At 64.9% G+C, this 18,210-nt stretch carries 13 protein-coding genes; 8 read left to right on the forward strand and 5 right to left on the reverse strand.

From position 1 onward, the window contains the following. Window positions 1-21: 21 nt before the first annotated feature. Both rpsO and pnp read left to right on the forward strand, forming a co-directional pair. Window positions 22-291 (forward strand): 30S ribosomal protein S15, encoded by a 270-nt coding sequence (gene rpsO / locus ACN0WF_RS05925; RefSeq protein ID WP_417771878.1) that lies wholly within the window; start codon window positions 22-24, stop codon window positions 289-291. A 374-nt stretch (window positions 292-665) separates the two neighbouring features. Continuing rightward, window positions 666-2,783 (forward strand): polyribonucleotide nucleotidyltransferase, encoded by a 2,118-nt coding sequence (gene pnp / locus ACN0WF_RS05930; RefSeq protein WP_417771879.1) that lies wholly within the window; start codon window positions 666-668, stop codon window positions 2,781-2,783. A 108-nt stretch (window positions 2,784-2,891) separates the two neighbouring features. Here pnp and ACN0WF_RS05935 read toward each other — a convergent pair whose 3' ends face one another. Both ACN0WF_RS05935 and ACN0WF_RS05940 read right to left on the reverse strand, forming a co-directional pair. Then, window positions 2,892-5,657, reverse strand: a complete 2,766-nt coding sequence (locus tag ACN0WF_RS05935; protein WP_417771880.1) for an EAL domain-containing protein — start codon at window positions 5,655-5,657, stop codon at window positions 2,892-2,894. Next, a complete protein-coding gene (locus ACN0WF_RS05940) occupies window positions 5,654-6,670 on the reverse strand; it encodes a substrate-binding domain-containing protein (protein ID WP_417771881.1) in 1,017 nt (338 codons plus the stop codon). The genes ACN0WF_RS05935 and ACN0WF_RS05940 overlap by 4 nt, the downstream gene beginning before the upstream one ends. Before the next feature lie 379 nt (window positions 6,671-7,049). Between ACN0WF_RS05940 and dapB the strand changes: the two genes are divergently transcribed. Continuing rightward, window positions 7,050-7,853: a 4-hydroxy-tetrahydrodipicolinate reductase gene (gene dapB, locus ACN0WF_RS05945; RefSeq protein WP_417771882.1), complete on the forward strand. Its 804-nt coding sequence runs from the start codon at window positions 7,050-7,052 to the stop codon at window positions 7,851-7,853. A 66-nt stretch (window positions 7,854-7,919) separates the two neighbouring features. Then, entirely contained in the window at window positions 7,920-8,540 is a 621-nt protein-coding gene (locus tag ACN0WF_RS05950; RefSeq protein WP_417771883.1) for a 2,3-bisphosphoglycerate-dependent phosphoglycerate mutase, read from the forward strand. A gap of 105 nt (window positions 8,541-8,645) precedes the next feature. On the opposite strand, the gene ACN0WF_RS05955 is transcribed toward ACN0WF_RS05950, so the two are convergent. From ACN0WF_RS05955 to ACN0WF_RS05965, 3 genes are all read right to left on the reverse strand, one after another. Further along, window positions 8,646-9,647, reverse strand: coding sequence for an adenosine kinase (locus ACN0WF_RS05955; protein ID WP_417771884.1), 1,002 nt, complete (start codon window positions 9,645-9,647; stop codon window positions 8,646-8,648). A gap of 81 nt (window positions 9,648-9,728) precedes the next feature. Further along, entirely contained in the window at window positions 9,729-10,619 is an 891-nt protein-coding gene (locus ACN0WF_RS05960) for a prephenate dehydratase (RefSeq protein WP_417771885.1), read from the reverse strand. A 17-nt stretch (window positions 10,620-10,636) separates the two neighbouring features. Further along, window positions 10,637-11,389: a 3-deoxy-manno-octulosonate cytidylyltransferase gene (locus ACN0WF_RS05965; protein WP_417771886.1), complete on the reverse strand. Its 753-nt coding sequence runs from the start codon at window positions 11,387-11,389 to the stop codon at window positions 10,637-10,639. Between the two features lie 324 nt (window positions 11,390-11,713). Here ACN0WF_RS05965 and ACN0WF_RS05970 point away from each other — a divergent pair, with 324 nt between their 5' ends. The 4 genes from ACN0WF_RS05970 to ACN0WF_RS05985 all read left to right on the forward strand — a co-directional run bounded on the left by ACN0WF_RS05970 (window position 11,714) and on the right by ACN0WF_RS05985 (window position 18,166). Beyond that, window positions 11,714-12,481, forward strand: coding sequence for a c-type cytochrome (locus ACN0WF_RS05970; protein ID WP_417771887.1), 768 nt, complete (start codon window positions 11,714-11,716; stop codon window positions 12,479-12,481). 287 nt (window positions 12,482-12,768) lie between these two features. Next, window positions 12,769-14,169 (forward strand): diguanylate cyclase, encoded by a 1,401-nt coding sequence (locus ACN0WF_RS05975; RefSeq protein WP_417771888.1) that lies wholly within the window; start codon window positions 12,769-12,771, stop codon window positions 14,167-14,169. 200 nt (window positions 14,170-14,369) lie between these two features. Continuing rightward, entirely contained in the window at window positions 14,370-16,277 is a 1,908-nt protein-coding gene (locus ACN0WF_RS05980) for an extracellular solute-binding protein (protein WP_417771889.1), read from the forward strand. Next, a complete protein-coding gene (locus ACN0WF_RS05985) occupies window positions 16,274-18,166 on the forward strand; it encodes an extracellular solute-binding protein (protein WP_417771890.1) in 1,893 nt (630 codons plus the stop codon). The genes ACN0WF_RS05980 and ACN0WF_RS05985 overlap by 4 nt, the downstream gene beginning before the upstream one ends. Window positions 18,167-18,210: the final 44 nt, after the last annotated feature.

An 18,210-nucleotide genomic window follows, 5' to 3' on the forward strand; every position in this document is an offset into this window, starting at 1 on the left:
GTCTCAGGAAAGGACTGACCGATGTCGATTACCGCGGAACGCAAGGCGGAACTCATCAAGGAATACGGGATCAAGGAAGGCGACACCGGCTCTGCCGACGTGCAGGTCGCTGTCCTGACCGAGCGGATCGTCAACCTCACCGACCACTTCAAGACCCACGGCAAGGACAACCATTCCCGCCGCGGCCTCCTGAAGATGGTGAGCCAGCGCCGTTCGCTCCTGGATTACCTGAAGAAGACCGACGTGGCGCGCTACCAGAACCTGATCCAGCGTCTGGGTCTGCGTCGCTAACGAGTTGAAGGGCGCGGCGTCCGCAAGGGCGTCGCGCCTTCTGTCTTCGGTGCCGGTGCGGCGCGTCTCGAGGGATGCGCGACCGGAGCCGCGAGGAAGGCCGCAGACACGGCCTCTTGGCGGTCATGGGGCAGGATAGCAGGTGGCTTGGCGAGCTTTCCGGGCGTGTCCTGGAATACCTCCGAGCCCCCCGGTGTCTTGCCCGTGGCGCGTCGTTCACAGGCGATGGCTGTCCGAGAAGGCGAGGCTGTTGCCACAAGGGATCGACCCGCCCGAGCCGCGCATGATGTGCGCGGTGTCGGCGAGGTTCCCACAGACCGACCCGCGACAGGCGCCAGCAGCGCGGCGCGGGCGATCTCAAGTTAGGAAGAGACATGTTTGATATTCATCGCGTGGAAGTCGACTGGGGCGGACGCCCGCTGACCCTCGAGACGGGCAAGGTTGCCCGCCAGGCTGACGGCGCAGTACTTGCCACCTACGGCGAGACCAAGGTCCTTGCCACGGTCGTCGCCGCCAAGTCGCCCAAGCCGGGCCAGGACTTCTTTCCGCTGACCGTGAACTACCAGGAGAAGACCTACGCAGCCGGCAAGATCCCCGGTGGCTTCTTCAAGCGCGAGGGGCGCCCGTCCGAGCATGAGACGCTGACATCGCGTCTGATCGACCGCCCGATCCGTCCGCTGTTCGTCGACGGCTTCAAGTGCGACACCCAGGTGATCATCACCGTCCTGTCGCACGATCTGGAGAACGCTCCCGATATCCTGGCTATGGTCGCAGCCTCGGCCGCGCTCACCATTTCGGGCATCCCCTTCATGGGGCCGATCGGTGGCGCGCGCGTCGGCTACATCAACGGCGAGTATGTGCTCAACCCGTTGATCGACGACATGCAGGAGTCCTCGCTGGACCTCATCGTCGCCGGCACCACCGAAGCGGTTCTGATGGTTGAATCGGAAGCCAAGGAGCTTGCCGAGGATGTCATGCTCGGCGGCGTCATGTTCGGCTTCCAGCAGTTCCAGACCGTGATCGGCGCCATCGTCAAGCTGGCCGAGACGGCCGCGCGCGAGCCGCGCGAGCTGAACCTGCCGGATCACTCCGCGCTTGCCGCCCGTGTCAAGGAGCTAGCCAGCGAAGAGCTGACCGCCGCTTATGCGATCCGCGAGAAGACCGAGCGCCGCAATGCCATCGACGCGGTGAAGGCCAAGACCTTCGAGACCATGTCCGCCGAGGCGGGCGAGGCCGGTCTCGAGAAGGTTGTGTTCGGCGACCTCTTCAAGAAGACCGAAGCTGGCATCGTGCGCGGCGCGATCCTCGACAAGGGCGAGCGCATCGACGGGCGCGACCTGAAGACGGTTCGCCCGATCGTGTCGGAAGCGGGCATCCTGCCGCGCGCGCACGGTTCGGCGCTCTTCACCCGCGGCGAGACCCAGGCTCTTGTCGTCGCCACGCTCGGCACCAATGACGACGAGCAGTTCGTCGATGCGCTGGAAGGCACCTACAAGGCGACCTTCATGCTGCATTACAACTTCCCGCCGTACTCCGTCGGCGAGACCGGCCGCATGGGTTCGCCCGGCCGCCGCGAGATCGGACACGGCAAGCTCGCATGGCGCGCCGTGCATCCGCTGCTGCCGCCGCATCACGAGTTCCCCTATACGCTTCGCGTCGTGTCCGAGGTCACCGAGTCGAACGGTTCCTCCTCGATGGCAACCGTCTGCGGCACCTCGCTTGCCTTGATGGACGCCGGTGTTCCGCTCAAGGCTCCGGTGGCGGGCATCGCCATGGGCCTGATCAAGGAAGACGAGCGCTTCGCGGTCCTCTCCGACATTCTCGGTGACGAGGATCACCTCGGCGACATGGACTTCAAGGTGGCCGGCACGGCTGAGGGCGTGACCTCGCTGCAGATGGACATCAAGATCGATGGCATCACCGAGGAGATCATGAAGGTCGCCCTGGCGCAGGCGCGCGACGGCCGCATTCATATCCTGAGCGAGATGGCCAGCGCGCTTTCCGAGGCACGCACCGAGCTTGGCGAATACGCGCCGCGCATCGAGGTGATGAAGATCCCGGTGGACAAGATCCGCGAAGTGATCGGTTCGGGCGGCAAGGTGATCCGCGAGATCGTCGAGAAGACCGGCGCCAAGATCAACATCGAGGACGACGGCACCGTCAAGATCGCTTCGTCGGACGGCAAGGCGATCCAGGCGGCCATCAACTGGATCAACTCCATCGCCGCCGAGCCGGAAGTCGGTGTGGTCTACGAGGGCCGCGTCGTCAAGACGGTGGACTTCGGTGCCTTCGTCAACTTCTTCGGCGCGAAGGACGGGCTGGTCCACATCTCCCAGCTTGCTCCGCAGAAGGTTGCCAAGACCACGGACGTGGTCAAGGAAGGCGACAAGGTCTGGGTCAAGCTCATGGGCTTCGACGAGCGCGGCAAGGTTCGCCTGTCGATGAAGGTTGTCGACCAGGAGACCGGCAAGGAGCTCGAGGCGGACGCCTGATCTAGGCGCCGGCTTTTCCGCGGAAACGCGGCTGAGGAAACAGGAAAGGGCCGGCGCGATGCGCCGGCCCCTTTGTTTTATGCCCTCTGTCCTGTCGATCAGGCTCTTCTAGAGCGGTATCGCCGAGCGCGAGGCGGAAAGCGTGTCGTGGGCGCGCACGAAGGCGCGGAACGCATCGCCCGGCATCGGTCGTCCCAGGTGAAACCCCTGGATCAGCCGGCAGCCGAGGGCGGTCAGGGCCTCGCATTGCCCTTCCGTCTCCGCGCCCTCGGCAATGACGTCGAGCCCGAGGCTTCCCGCGAGCGCGACAATCGCCTCAATGAGCGCCGGCGCGTCGAGGTCGCTTTCCAGGTCGCGGACAAACGAGCGGTCGATCTTGAGCGTGTCGATCGGGAACCGCTTGAGATTGCTCAGCGAGGAATATCCGGTGCCGAAATCGTCAAGAGACAGGCGGACGCCGAGCGCGCGGAGGGCACTCAGCGTTTGCACCGGGTCGCTGCCCGTTTCGTCGAACATCACGCTTTCGGTGATCTCGAGATGCAACTGTTCGGGCGGCATGCCGGTCGTGTTCAACGCGCTGCGGACCAGATCGAGGAAGCGTTCGTCGCGGCACTGGCGGGGCGAGACGTTGACGCTGAGCATCGGCAGGTCGATCCCTTCCGTGCGGCAGGCCTGGTGGAAACGGCAGGCCGTCTCCAGCACGAAGGCGCCGAGCGGCACGATCAGGCCGGTGTTCTCTGCAATGGGAATGAAATCCTTCGGAGGGATCTCGCCCTTGTCCGTGTCCGTCCAGCGCACAAGCGCCTCGCAGCCGGCAACACGTCCGGCGACGACGTCGATGACGGGCTGGTAGTGAAGCTGGAGTTCCTGGCGGTCGATTGCCCGCCGCAGCGCGCTTTCAATCTCCATCGCCTGCGCGGCCTGCTCGTTCATGTGCGCCGAGAAGAACCGCACCGCATTCCCGCCGTCGGCCTTGGCGTGATACATGGCGGTGTCTGCCTGGCGCAGAAGTCCGTCCGCGTCGCGGCCGTCGGCCGGAAACACGGTGATGCCGATGCTGGCGGTGGAGAAGACCTCCGCGCCGCGCCCCACGACAATCGGTCGGGCGAGGGTGTCGAGGATCCGCGAGGCGGTCTCCTCGATGTCCCAAAGGTCCCGCGCGTGGGCCAGGATCACCGCGAACTCGTCGCCGCCGAGGCGCGCAACGGTGTCGTTCTCGGCGAGAGCCGCCGAAATGCGCGTCGCCGCGGCGGTGATCAGCTCGTCGCCGGCGCTGTGGCCGAGCGTGTCATTGATGTTCTTGAAGCGATCCAGATCGAGAAAGAGCAGCGCCACCGACTGCTTCTCCCATTCCGCCCGTGCCAGCGCCTGCACAAGGCGGTCGCGGAAGAGATAGCGGTTGGGCAGGCCCGTCAGCCCGTCGAAGTTCGCCTGACGGACGATCAGTTCCTCCTGCCGCTTGCGCTCGGAAATATCCGCGATGGTCACATAGTAGGCGTCTATCCCGTTCCAGCGCGTTTCGCGAACGTGCATCTCGATCCAGATGATGCGCCTGTCCTTACCCACGGCGCGCGCCTCATAGACGCTTGGCGCGCTGGCCCCCGCGCGTCGCGCCTGATTGTAGGACAGAAGCCGAACCTGCTCGTCGGGCGGGAACAGGTCGGTGAGCCACATGTCGGTGACACTCTGACGTTCGCTCTTGTCGTAGCCGAGGATCTCCAGAAGCGCGTCGTTCAGGTAGAGGATCCGCTCGCCGCCGTAGATGCACACCCCGTGCAGCGACTTGTCGATCAGGGAGCGGAATTGCGCGTTGGTGTCTCGCAGGTCCGTGAAGACATTCTGCAGCGCCTTGCCGAGTTCGTTGAACTCAGCCACACGCCCGGGGCGATAGTTCAGGTCTCGGGAATCCTTGCGGATATGGGCCGCGTAGCCGAGCAGCCGCTCGAGCGCAGGGCTCATGAACCTGTGCAGCGTGTAGGCGGCGAGCAGCGATGCGGCCACCAGATAGAACAGGAAGGGAAGAAAGATCTCCCTGTAGGTCTGCTGCACGTTCCGGAGCGTCTCGTTCGGGCGGCTGGAGACGATATAGGCTTCATCCATCTCTCCGGCCGTGCTCAGGCTGCTGCGCACATAAAGGCGCTGGTTCTCGATAACGTGGTCGGTGGTCGCCAGCGCACTCAGGGCATCCTCAGGCAGCTTCTCGCCGCGTGGCGCGCCGAACTGAGCGATGATGCTGTCGCGATGAATGAGCGTGACCCGCTCCGTGTCGAGGGCATTGGTGATGTCCACCATGAACGGCAGGCTGTCGTTGAAAACATATGCCCCGACGAGATGGCCGAGCACCTGCCCGTCCTCATTGTCGACGACAGGGATGGACGCGGCAGCGAGCAGAACCGTCTCCCCGTCTTGCCGGCCGACATGAAATTCCCACGAGCTGTTGACCATTGCCTCGCGGGCCGCGGCGGGAAGGACCGCGTTCACGTCGAAGATCGAATAGCTTGCGTCCACCCAGCCCGGCTCTCCGGGAAGGTCGACGATCAGCATCTCGAACTGCGCCCCCATGCGCTGCCAGGTGGTGTCCTCAAGCAGCTCCGCGACCGCACGCTTGTCGCGCGCGCGCAGCGCGTTGCGCAAGGCCGGCTCGCCTGCCAGCCGGCGCTGGAAGGTGTCGAGGCGCGACAGCGTCTGCTCGAAGACGAGGTGGACGAGCGCGCTTTCCTTGCGCGCGAACCTTTCGACCTCACGGTCCGCGATCGACAGGCTGCTCACATAGCTGATCGAGAACAGCAATGTCGACGTGACGACAAGTGCGATGGCGAACAGCCCCAGGACGAGACTGTTGAAGCTGATCTCGTGCTTCCGATTTTTCTTCATTGGGAGTAGCGGTATGCTCGTCGCTTCAGTTGCTCGATCCGTTGTCGCGGATCCTTGGATGTGACCAAAGCGAAGGTGCCGGCATAGACCGGCGGCACTTCAGCCCGCCGTCCCGACTGGTCGAGCGCGATTGCCTCGGCGATCGCCACGCCGCTGTCGTCGTCCATGCGCATCGCGGTTGCAGTCAGACGTCCCCGGGCGATCAACTCGAGTTCCTCGCTGCCGCCTCCCCAGCCGTTTGTCGCAACCTTGCCGACGAGACCGAGTTGCTCGATCGCCTCGCTGACACCGAGCGCGATTTCTGTCGAACAGGCATAGATGAAACCGATCCGGTCGTCGCGTCCGAGAAGGCTGAGCGCCGCGGTGCGGGCCTTTTCGCGGTCGAAACCGACGAAATAGGTGGCAGCCAGCGTCTTGTCCGTACGCTTGAGCATCGCCGTGCGAAAGGTCTCCCCGCGAGCGCGGCTGACAAAGCCGGGCTCGCCGTAGAAGATCGCGAAGCGCTCGTGCTCCGGCCGGCTTTCCACATAGTGGTCGATCAGAAGCCGGGCGCCTTCCTCATGGTCGAAGCCGACATAGAGGAATGGCTGTGCCTTGCCCCATTCGCGAACCGGCGTCGTGATGTTCTGCAGGATGACCTTGGGCCTGCTGCGGCTGACGAGGCGTTCGATGAGAGACCTTTGACGGAAGGAGTCGAGCATGAAAATGAGGTAGTCTGGATCGCTCGCGAGCGCGTCGAGAACCATATTGGTCTGCCTGCGCATGTCTCGATCCTGCGGCGCCTTCCGCTCGGCGATGGTGAAGGGGACCTGCAGTTCCCCGAGCCTGGCCCGCAGGGCGGCGATGCTGCGCCGCCAGTGTTCGGAATATTCGGTGCGTGAGGTGACGATGGCGATGTGGACCGGACGTTTTTCGCCGGTGATCGGCACGGCGTTTTTCGACACGCGATCATAGAAGCGCAGGCTGAGTGCGCTTTCTTCAGGATGTTCCGTGAGGAAAGTCTTGAGCGGCATGTTGCCGCTCATTGCGCCGCCGCCGATGTGTTGGGCGGCCGCCGGGTGGTATTGCCCGCCCAACAGGATGCACAGAAGAGCGAGCACGACCGTCGGAGTGCATTTGATTTTCTTGCGCACAACGACAATCCAAGGTTCGACGTGACGTGTTCGATTCTGAAACAGCGAATCGTTCGATGCAAGGATGATATCTATCGGCATAGCCGTTCAGTCGTTAACGGACCCGGACGCCGGCAAGGACTTTGTCCACCTTCCCGTCGAGGATGGACGGCCGACGGGAGCTTCCGGCGCGGGCGTTGCACGCGCCGGTCAACCTGATATACCGCAAACCTGAAAAGCTTGAGGGCGGTAGCAAGGGACGGAAATCGATATGCCGGCAATGCGTCTAGCCGTTGTGGGAGCCGCGGGGCGGATGGGCGGAGCGCTTGTCCGCGCGATCTCGCAGATGGATGGCGTCGAGCTCGCGGGAGCCGTCGAGCGTCCGGGTGCCGAGGCGATCGGCAAGGATGCGGGTGTTCTCGCCGGGCTCCAGCCGAACGGCGTTATTGTGGTCGACGATCCGCTTCGCGTCTTTGCAGATTGTGACGGCGTGCTCGATTTCACCGCCCCTGCCGCCACGCGTGTCTTCGCCGAGCTTGCCGCCCAGGCGCGCATCGTTCACGTCATCGGCACCACCGGCATGAGCGAGGAGGATGTGGACGCCGTTCGGCCTGCCGCCCGCCATGCCCGTATCGTCAAGTCCGGCAACATGAGCCTCGGCGTGAACCTGCTTGCCGCCATGGTGCGCCGCGCGGCCGCGGCCCTCGACGAGGATTTCGACATCGAGGTGCTGGAAATGCACCATCGAAACAAGGTTGACGCTCCTTCGGGAACGGCATTGATGCTGGGCGAGGCGGCTGCCGAAGGCCGGGGCATCGACCTGGCGACCCGCTCCGTGCGCCAGCGTGACGGCATCACCGGCGAGAGGCCTCGCGGCGACATCGGCTTTGCCACCTTGCGCGGCGGCACGGTGATCGGCGACCACAGCGTCCTGTTCTCCGGTCCGCTCGAGACCGTCACCCTCTCCCACCACGCCCAGGATCGGCAGATTTTTGCCCGCGGCGCCATCAAGGCGGCTCTCTGGGCGCGGGGCCGCAAGCCCGGCTTCTACACGATGGACGACGTTCTCGGCCTTTCCGACTGATCGACAGCGGAGGCTTCGCCGCTGGCGCCTGGCGCGCCCGGATCTTCCAACTGGAGACACTGCGACATGGAACATCTTCTGGTTCTCGTCCGTCACGGGCAGAGCGAATGGAACCTGAAAAACCTGTTCACCGGCTGGAAGGATCCGGACCTGACGGAGAAGGGGATCGAGGAGGCGAAGCTGGCCGGTGCCAAGCTGCGCGATCTGAAGCTCGCCTTCGACGTCGCCTACACCTCGGTTCTGACCCGCGCCCAGCATACGCTGGATCTCATCCTGTCCGAACTGGGGCAGGACGGGCTCGAGACCATTCGCGATCAGGCGCTCAACGAACGCGACTACGGCGATCTGACCGGCATGAACAAGGATGAGGCGCGCGAGAAGTTCGGCGAGGAGCAGGTGCACATCTGGCGCCGCTCCTTCGACGTGCCTCCCCCCGGCGGTGAGAGCCTGAAGATGACGGCCGAGCGCGTTCTGCCCTACTACCGGGCGCAGATCCTTCCGCAGGTTCTGTCCGGAAAGCGCGTCATTGTCGCGGCGCACGGCAACTCGCTGCGATCGCTGGTGATGGAACTCGAGGGTCTGTCGCCGGAGGAGATCCTGAAGAGGGAGCTGGCGACCGGTGTCCCGATCGTCTACCGGCTCACCGAGGACGGCCGGATCTCGTCGGTGCAGGACCTCTCCGACTGACGGGACTGCGAGCCCCTCGCGAGCTCGAGGACAGAAACGAAAAAGGCGCCGCGCGGGATCGCGCGGCGCCTTTTTTTGTCCGTCCCATTCCGCGAGGGCGGGGCTTCAGATGCTGAAGCCTCCCTCGGCGGCGATCTGGCGCAGCGCCCGCTCGGGACGCGCGCCGACATGACCGATGACTTCGGCGGCGCACAGGCAGCCGAGTTCCGCCGACATGGACAGGTCGTAGTCGCGCGACTGGGCAACCAGGAAGCCCGCGGCGAAGAGATCGCCGGCGCCGGTCAGATCGACGATCTCGTCGACCTTCTGTGCGGGGACGCGCACGGTCTTCTCACGCGAGATCGCCATCGCGCCCTCGGCGCCGAGTGTCAGCGCGGTCAGCGCGCAGTCCTCGCGCACGGCGGCGATGGCCGTATCGACATCGGCGGTTTCGTAGAGCGCGCGCAGTTCGTGCTCATTGGCGAACAGGAGGTCGATGGTTCCGTCGCGCATCATCGTCAGGAACTCGCTGCGATAGCGGTCGACGCAGAAGCTGTCGGAAAGTGTCAGGCTGACTTTCCGGCCGGCGCCATGGGCGATCTCCGCAGCCTTCAGGAAGGCCCGCTTCGCCGCCGGCGGGTCCCACAGGTAGCCTTCCATGTAGGTGAAGGCGGAGGCCGCCACGACCTGCGGATCGACATCGTTCTCCGAAAGCTCGATGCAGGCACCCAGGTAGGTGTTCATCGTGCGCTCGCCGTCCGGCGTGATCAGGATCATCGAGCGTGCCGTCGGCACGCCGTCGATCAGGGCGGGGGTCTCGAAGTGGACACCGGTGCCACGCATGTCGTGGCGATAGGCGTCGCCGAGATCATCCTTTGCGACCTTGCCGAAATAGGCGGTCTTGCCGCCGAGCGAGGCAACGGCGGCGGCGGTATTGCCCGCGCTGCCGCCGGAGATGCGCGTCGTCTGGCCCATCTTCTCGTAAAGCCGGACGGCCTCTTCGGTGTCGATCAGGCGCATCGAGCCCTTCACGAGGCTTTCCCTGGCGAGGAAGTCTTCCTCCACATGGGCGAAGACATCGCAGATCGCGTTGCCGATGCACAGAGCGTCGAAGGTCTGGCTGGTCATTGGTGTCGAAAATCCTCTTCTCGGCATTGGCGTTTGTCGGATCCGGGCCGGGCGCCGAAGCGGTCTGGCCATGGGCGGGGTTCAGATCCCGGGGGTCGGGCGAAGCGCCCGGTTGGCTTCCGGCTCGCGGATCTTGTCGCGGAAGGCGGCGGCGGGATAGACGCCGAGCAGCTTCAGTTCGGCGCAGAAGAACTCGAGTTCCTCAAGCGCCAGCGCGACGGAGCGGTCGTCGGGATGTCCTTCCACGTCGGCGTAGAACATGGAGGCGAAGAACTGTCCCTCGAGCTGGTAGGATTCGAGCTTCGTCATGTTGACGCTGTTGGTGGCGAAGCCGCCGAGCGCCTTGAAGAGCGCCGCCGGAACGTTGCGCACCCGGAAGATGAAGGTGGTGATCACCGGCTGGCCGTTGTTTCTCGCCTTGACCGGCTCCGGCGACAGGATGAGGAAGCGCGTCGTGTTGTGGGCGGCATCCTCAACGTCCCGGCGCAGGATTTCCAGCCCGTAGGCTTCGGCCGCCATCTCGGGGGCTAGGGCCGCCGCGCTGAGGTCGCCGCGCTCGGCGATCTGGCGTGCGGAGCCGGCGGTGTCGGCGCCGATCACCGGCGACAGGCCGAGTTCGCGAATGATCTTGCGGCACTGGCCGAGCGCCATGATGTGGCTCTGGACGCTCTTGAGCGTCTCGATCCGCGCTCCGGGAAGCGCCATAAGCTGGAAGCGGATGGGGAGGAAATACTCGCCGATGATGTTGAGCGAGGAGCGCGGCAGCAGATGGTGGATGTCGGCGACCCGGCCAGCGACGGAATTCTCCACCGGGATCATTCCAAGATCGGCCTCGCCATTCTCCAGCGCGGTGAAGCAGTCCTCGAATGTCGCGCAGGGCACCGGCTCGCAATCCGGAAAGGCGTCGCGGCATGCCATGTGCGAGTTTGCACCGTATTCGCCCTGGAAAACGATCTTCTTCTGTTTCGACATCGGGTTGGACCAGCTTGTCAGGAGTGTCGGGTGGTGGTGCGGTGACCGAGGACGGCGCGCACGGCGTCGAGGTCGGCAGGCGTGTTGACGTCCATGGGCGTCGAGTCGATCAGGCTGACGTCGATGCGCATGCCCGCCTCCAGCGCACGCAGCTGCTCCAGGCTCTCCCGGCGCTCGAGGGTGGAGGGCGGCAGTGCGACGAAGCGCTCCAGCGCCGCGCGGCGATAGGCATAGAGGCCAATGTGCTGGTAGAGCGGCCCCGGTCCGCTCGGCGCCGTCGCGCGGGTGAAATAGAGCGCCCGCAGGCGGTTCTCGTCGACTGGCGTGCCGATGGTCTTGACCATGCCCGGGTCGGTGCGGCCCGCCTCCGTGCGGATTTCGGTCGCGATCGTGCCGATATCGACGGCTGGGTCCCGCAGCGGCGCGAAGGTGGCGCGGATCGCTTCGGGATCGATCAGGGGAACATCCCCTTGCAGGTTCAGCACCACGTCGAATTCACCGTCCGGGTCGATGCTGCGGACGGCGGCGCAGACGCGATCAGAGCCGCTGGCAAGGTCGGGATCGGTCAGCACGGCCCGCCCGCCCGCCGCTTCCACCGCATCGCGGATGCGCGGGTCATCGCAGGCGACGACGACCGGGCCGATCCCGGCCTCCTCGCCGCGCGCGAGAACATGGGCGATCATCGGTTTCCCGGCAATGTCGGCGAGAGGCTTGTCGGGAAGACGCGACGATGCCATTCGCGCCGGAATGACGACAAGGGCTCGGATCACGAAAGTTCCTTCACGGTGGACGACATCGCAGCAGGCACGGAAAAACCCACCCGCGCCCGCCGCTTGGGGGGCATCGGGGAAGCGGTCTCGGCGGGCGCCGGGAAAGGTGCGAAAAACGTGACTTTCCCGGGAAAATCAGCTGCGATCATTTGTATCATCGATTGCTCTTTTAAAGCTATGGACACGGGCGTCAAAAACTTTGTAGTTTCCGGCGACTTTTTCACCACGCGCTGCGTTGCGCGGGGCCCTCTCGTCATGGGCATGCCTGACAGGGGTCCCTGAACGTGGCCGCGCCGCAATAGACTAGAGTTGGAGCCAGCGGGAATGAACTCTGCCAAGCTAAACACGATCGCCGGCGCGGTCCTCTTCGTCCTTCTCCTGACGATGGGACTCGGCATTCTCTCGGAAATCCTCTTCGAGCGGCATGAGCCGGAGAAGCCGGGCTTCGAGATTGTCGTCGCCGAGGCTGGTGGAGAAGAAGGCGGTGCTCCCGCCGCGGACGAGCCTCAGGTTGAGCCGATCGCGGTTCGCCTGGCCAGCGCCTCCGCCGAGGACGGCGAGAAGCTAACGCGCGCCTGCGCCGCCTGTCACGATTTCTCCAAGGGCGGCCCCAACAAGGTCGGCCCGGAGCTGTGGGGCATTCTCGGTCGCAAGCCGGGTGGCCGCGAGGGCTTCCGCTATTCCAACGCCATGGTCGCCTATGGCGATGAAGTCGGCGAGTGGACCTACGATGAGCTCGATCACTTCCTGACGAAGCCGAAGGATCTCGTTCCCGGCACCGCCATGGGCTATGCCGGCATGCGCAAGCCGGGCGACCGCGCCAACCTGATCGCCTATCTGCGCACGCTCAGCGACAATCCGCAGCCGTTGCCCGAGCCGGAAGCCGCCGCGCCGGCTACCGAGGCTCCCGCTGCCGAGGCTCCTGCAGCTGAAGCCCCCGCTACCGAGGCGCCGGCTGCCGAGGCTCCTGCAGCCGAAGCTCCTGCTACCGAGGCGCCGGCTACCGAAGCCCCCGCTGCCGAGGCTCCTGCTACCGAAGCACCCGCCACGGAAGCCCCTGCCGGCGAGACCCAGACCGCTCCGGCCCAGTAAGGCCAGATCAGTCTCTTGGATATGCAGAACAAAGGCCGGGCATGCCCCGGCCTTTTTTTGAATGCGGCGGCTTTGCCGTTGGTGGGAAGCGGCGAGGAGGACGCTGCGTAAACTTGATTGCAAGCTATTTTGACAAACTATTGTGTGGGGACGCCTGATCGCTGAAACACCGGTTTCTGGTGTTTTGTCTCGGCGTCAGTTTTGGGACGCGCCATCGTGCAATCCGGGTCTGGGCAGGACCCGGCGCATCGAGGTTTGCAGGAGCATGCGCGTCAAGGGAGGGGTAGATGAAGCGTCACTCCGTTATCGGAGTGTCAGGCAGGGGCGCCTGCAAGCATATTCCGCTTGTCGCCGTGCTTCTTGTCGTGGCTGCGATCGGCATTGCCGTCACGGGCTATGTCGCACACTTGCTCGGCGTGACGGAGCGCGAGCGCATGGAGCACGAGACGCTCGCGCGCCTCTCGGAATTGCGCGCGCGCCTTGAGGGTGAACTGAGCGGCACTCTTTACATCGCCCAGGGGCTTGCGAGTTTCGCCGCGATCAATGGCGATCTTTCGCCCGGACAGTTCCGCCGTTTCGCCGAGGAGACGGCTGCGCTCAACAGCAATGTGCGCCGTATGACGCTCGCGCCCGACAATGTCGTGAGCTTCACCTATCCGCTCTACGGAAACCTCGACGTGCTTGGCCGCGACCTGACGTCCGATCCCCTCGACCTCAAGACGGTCGAGGAGGCGTCGCGCCGACGCAAGGCGCTGATCTCCGGGCCCTATTCGCTGGATGGTGGCAGCCGGACGATCATTGCCCGCGCGCCGATCCTTGTCGCCGAGGATGATTCCCTGCTCTGGGTCGATCGCGCCTATCGGGGCGTTGCGACGGTGATGGTCGACTTCGACGGCATCCTGACGTCCGCCGGCATCCGCGCCGAGGACGGGGGTTATCAGGTGGCGATCCGTTCCGTGATCGCGAATGGCGGAGAGACCGGTTTGGCGGGTGGCACGGTGCTTCTGGGCGACGCCGCGCTGTTCGACGCCGACGCGGTACGTCTCGCCGTTGCGTCGCCTGCTGGCGACTGGGAGCTTGCCGCAACACCTGCCGGCGGCTGGCCGACCATGTCGCGCGACCGTGTGCTGGCCCTGATCGCGGGTGGCGGCGCGACTGGCGTGATGGCGCTCCTGGCGGGCCTTGCGATGTTTGCCCAGCAGCGCGCGCGCATCATGGCCCACCAGGATGAGCTGACCGGCCTGCCGAACCGACGCTTCCTGGAGAAAAGGCTGCACCATCTTGCCGCGCGCAGGGAGCGCACGAACGTGGGCTTTTGCGTGTTCTTCGTTGATCTGAACCACTTCAAACCGATCAACGACACCCATGGCCATGCGGTCGGGGATGCGCTGCTGCGCGAGATTGGACGGCGGTTGAGTGTTTTCACGCGCGAGACCGATACGGTCGCGCGCGTTGGCGGCGATGAGTTCGTGGTCGTGGTCCCGGGCAATCTTGCCGAGCTCAAGGCGAAGTCGGTCGCCGAGCGCCTGCGCGACGTCGTCTGCGAGCCGGTGGTTGTCGGTGAGAAGCGCATCACGGTCCGTGCAAGCGTTGGTTTCGCCGGCTATCCGGATGACGCGGGAACCATCTCGGGGATCCTGGAACTCGCCGATCGGCGCATGTATCTCGAAAAGAGCAACGCGGCCTGACCGGGGGCAGGCGGGCCGCGCCAGAGTGTTTCGATCGCGTTGGTTCGATTAAACTTTGGTCATCTTTCGTTTCGGCGCTGTCGGTGCGCGCCTGAAATCCCTACACTCGAACGATAGCAAAGCTCGTGACGCGAGGACCCGCCCCCCGGCCGCCGCGCCGGTCGGGGCAGGCCCACAGGAAGGGGACCCTACCCATCGCCATGCCGCATCCTCTGACATTTCCGTTCGCTCCGCGCCTCGATGCCTTCCTTCGCCGGACCGGGGTCGCCGCCTGCGCGGCGCTTGCCCTCTCGTTGAGCCTGATTGCGTCTTCGGCCAGTGCCGAAGAAGAACCGGCATGGCGGCATGCAGCGGCGCTGACCGGCGAGCCTCGGTATTCCGAGGGCTTCAAGCATTTCGACTATGTCAATCCCGATGCCCCCAAGGGGGGCAGGGTGCGGCTCGCGGCTTCGACGGGCTTTGATTCCCTCAATCCGATCCTGTCGCGCGGCAATCCGGCGCCCGGTCTCGGGTTGATGTATGATTCGCTGCTCGAGCCGTCGCTCGACGAGGCCGACATCAACGCCGACTACGGTATGCTGGCGGAGGCGTTGCGCTATCCCCAGGACTATGCCTGGGCGGAGTACCGCCTGGACCCGCGCGCGCGCTGGCATGATGGCGAGCCGGTGACCACAGACGACGTCATCTGGAGCTTCAACAGGCTCATCGAGGTCAATCCGAGCCAGGGCTTCTATTACAGGCACGTCAAGAGCCTGGAGAAGGTCGGCGAGCGCACCGTACGCTTCACGTTCGACGCTCCGGGCAACCGGGAACTGCCCAAGATCGTCGGCCAGCTCCCGGTGCTGCCGAAGCACTGGTGGGAGGGAACGGACGCCAGCGGCGCGAAGCGCGACATCGCGCGCGGCACGCTGGAGCCGCCGCTCGGCTCCGGCCCCTACCGGATTCGTTCCGTCGATCCCGGGCGCAACATCGTCTACGAGCGCGTCGACGACTATTGGGCCAAGGACCATCCGGTGCGCGTCGGGTCTTATAATTTCGACGTGGTTCGCTACGATATTTTCCTCGATTCCGCCGTCGAGCTGGAGGCCTTCAAGGGTGACCAGTACGACTTCCGGGATGAGCCGAGCGCCAATGTCTGGTCCAAGGCCTATGATTTCCCCGCCGTGCGCGAGGGGCATGTGGTTCTGGAGGAGTTTCCGAGCCGGGCGGTCGGACGCATGCAGGCCTATGTGCCCAACCTGCGCCGCAAGAAATTTCAGGACCCGCGGGTCCGCGAAGCGCTGAACTACGCCTATGATTTCGAGACGACCAATGCCGTCGTCTCCGCGGGGTTGCACAAGCGCATCGGCTCCTATTTCGCCGGCACGGAACTCGCATCTTCAGGGCTGCCGACTGGCAAGGAGCTGGAGATCCTGGAGACGGTGCGCGACGAGGTGCCGCCTGAAGTTTTCACCAAGCCTTATGAAAACCCGGTCGGCGGCAGCCCGCAGAACGTGCGCGAGAACCTGCGCCAGGCGGTGCGGCTCTTCCGCGAGGCGGGTTACAAGCTCGACGGCGGGCGCATGGTCGACGAGAAGACCGGCGAGCAGCTCTCGATCGAGTTCATCTACTATGATCGCTCGGCCGAACGCGGGCTTCTTCCCTACACGAAGAACCTGGAGAACATCGGCGTCAAGACGGTGCTCCGGCTCATCGACGTGCCGCAATACATCAACCGCGTGCAGAATCGCGACTTCGACGTGGCCACGCTGGTCTGGGCGCAATCCCTGTCGCCCGGCAACGAGCAGCGCGACTTCTGGGGCTCGGATGCCGCCGACCGGCCGCAATCGAAGAACTACGCGGGCATCAAGAACCCGGCCGTCGACAAGCTGATCGAGCGCGTCATTTTCGCCAAGGACCGCGAGGAGCTTGTGGCGGCGACCCATGCGCTCGACCGTGTCCTTCTGTGGAACCACTATGTGGTGCCGCAGTTCTATTCCGACGTCGACCGCACGGCCCGCTGGGACAGGTTCGCACATCCTGCGAAATTGCCGGAATTCACGCATGGTTTTCCCTCAATCTGGTGGTGGGATGCCGAAAAGGCCGCACGAATCGGAGACAAGGGATGAAGGGAACGAGCAGCATGAAGGATGGTGCGACGATCGATCGGCGTACGCTGCTTGCAGGCACCGCGGCGCTTTCGGTGGCGCTGATGCTGCCGGGCGGGCGGGCGCGCGCCACTGAACAGGGCAAGGCCGTGCATGGCCTGTCGGTCTTCGGCGATCTGAAATACCCGCCCGGGTTCGAGGCGTTCGACTATGTCGGGCGCGATGCGCCCAAGGGCGGCCGTTTCGTCTTTTCGGCGCCCTCCTGGGGCTTCAACCAGAACCCGCAGACGTTCAACACCTTCAACACCTTCATCCTGAAGGGCGACGCTCCGCCGCGCATGGAGCTGTGCTTCGACACGCTGATGGTGCGCGCGCTCGACGAGCCCGACGCGATGTATGGCCTTGTCGCCGAAAGCGTGGAGATCTCCGACGACGGCAACACCTACGTCTTCAACATCCGCCCCGAAGCGCGGTTTCACGACGACAGTCCGCTGACGGCCGAGGATGTTGCCTTTTCGCTGACGACGCTGAAGGAAATGGGGCACCCCTCGATCCGCCAGGCGCTGTCGGAGATGGTGAGCGCGGGTGCGCTCGACACCGCGCGCGTGGCCGTGCATTTCTCCGGACGGCAGGCGCGCAAGGCGCCGCTGACGGTCGCAGGCATGCCGATCCTCTCCAAGGCCTATTACACACGCTACGATTTCGCGCAGTCGACGCTGACCCCGCCGCTGTCTTCCGGGCCCTACAAGGTCGGGCGGCATGAGGTTGGCCGCTTCGTCGAATACGAAAGGGTCAAGACGTGGTGGGCAGCGGACCTGCCCGTCTCGCGCGGGATGTTCAATTTCGATGTCATCCGGCTGGAGTTCTTCCGCGACCGGCAGGTGGATTTCGAGGCCTTCAAGAAGGGCGTCACCACCTATCGCGAGGAGTTCACCGCCCGCACCTGGGCGACCGAGTACAATTTCCCTGCTGTCGAGGATGGACGGGTGACGCGCGAGGAAATTCCCGACGGCCGGCCAGCCGGCGCACAGGGCTGGTTCCTCAACACCCGTCGGCCGATGTTCCAGGATCCGCGCATCCGCCAGGCGATCGGGTTCGTCTTCGATTTCGAATGGTCGAATCAGGCGCTCTTCTATGGTGCCTACACACGCACTCAGTCGTTTTTCCAGAACTCGCCGATGCTTGCGCAGGGCGAGCCGACGCCGGAGGAGATGGTGTTGCTGGAGCGGTTCCGCTCGCAGATCCCCGCCGCCGCTTTCGGGCCGGCCGTCATGGCGCCCGTGTCCGACGGATCCGGGCAGGACCGCACGATGCTGCGCGAGGCGGACAGGCTGCTGCGCGAGGCGGGCTGCACGCGGGATGGAAGCACGCTTCTGCTTCCCGGCGGCCAGCCCCTCACCTTCGAGATGCTGTCCAACACGACGGCCTTCGAGCGGGTGGCTCTGCCCTTCGTCAAGAACCTTGCACGCCTCGGCATCACCGCGAATTACCGGGTTGTCGATCCCGCGCAGTATCAGTCGCGCATCAACGACTATGATTACGACATGGTCGGCCGTCGCTTCGCCTTGAGTGCGACGCTCGGCGAGGAGATCCGCGATCTGCTGAGCTCAAGCGCGGCGACGACGCCGGGCAGCGGCAACCTCGCGGGCATCTCGGATCCGGTGGTCGACGCTTTGATCGACATCGCCCTCAATGCGCCGACGCGCAACGAAATGGAGATCGCCGCGCGTGCGCTCGACCGGGTGCTGCGCGCCGGCTACTACTGGGTTCCCCAGTGGTACAAGCCCGTTCATACGGTTGCCACATGGGATGCCTTCGACCGGGTGGCCGAGCCGCCGGCATATGATTTCGCCCCCGAGGCGCAGTGGTGGTACGACAGCGCGCGGGCCAAGGCGGCCGGTGTCGAGTGACCCGACCGCTCCTGACCTTCCGTGCAACCGGCGCCCTGCGCCGG

Origin of the sequence: Stappia sp. (assembly GCF_048268045.1) — a bacterium.
GTDB lineage: Bacteria > Pseudomonadota > Alphaproteobacteria > Rhizobiales > Stappiaceae > Stappia.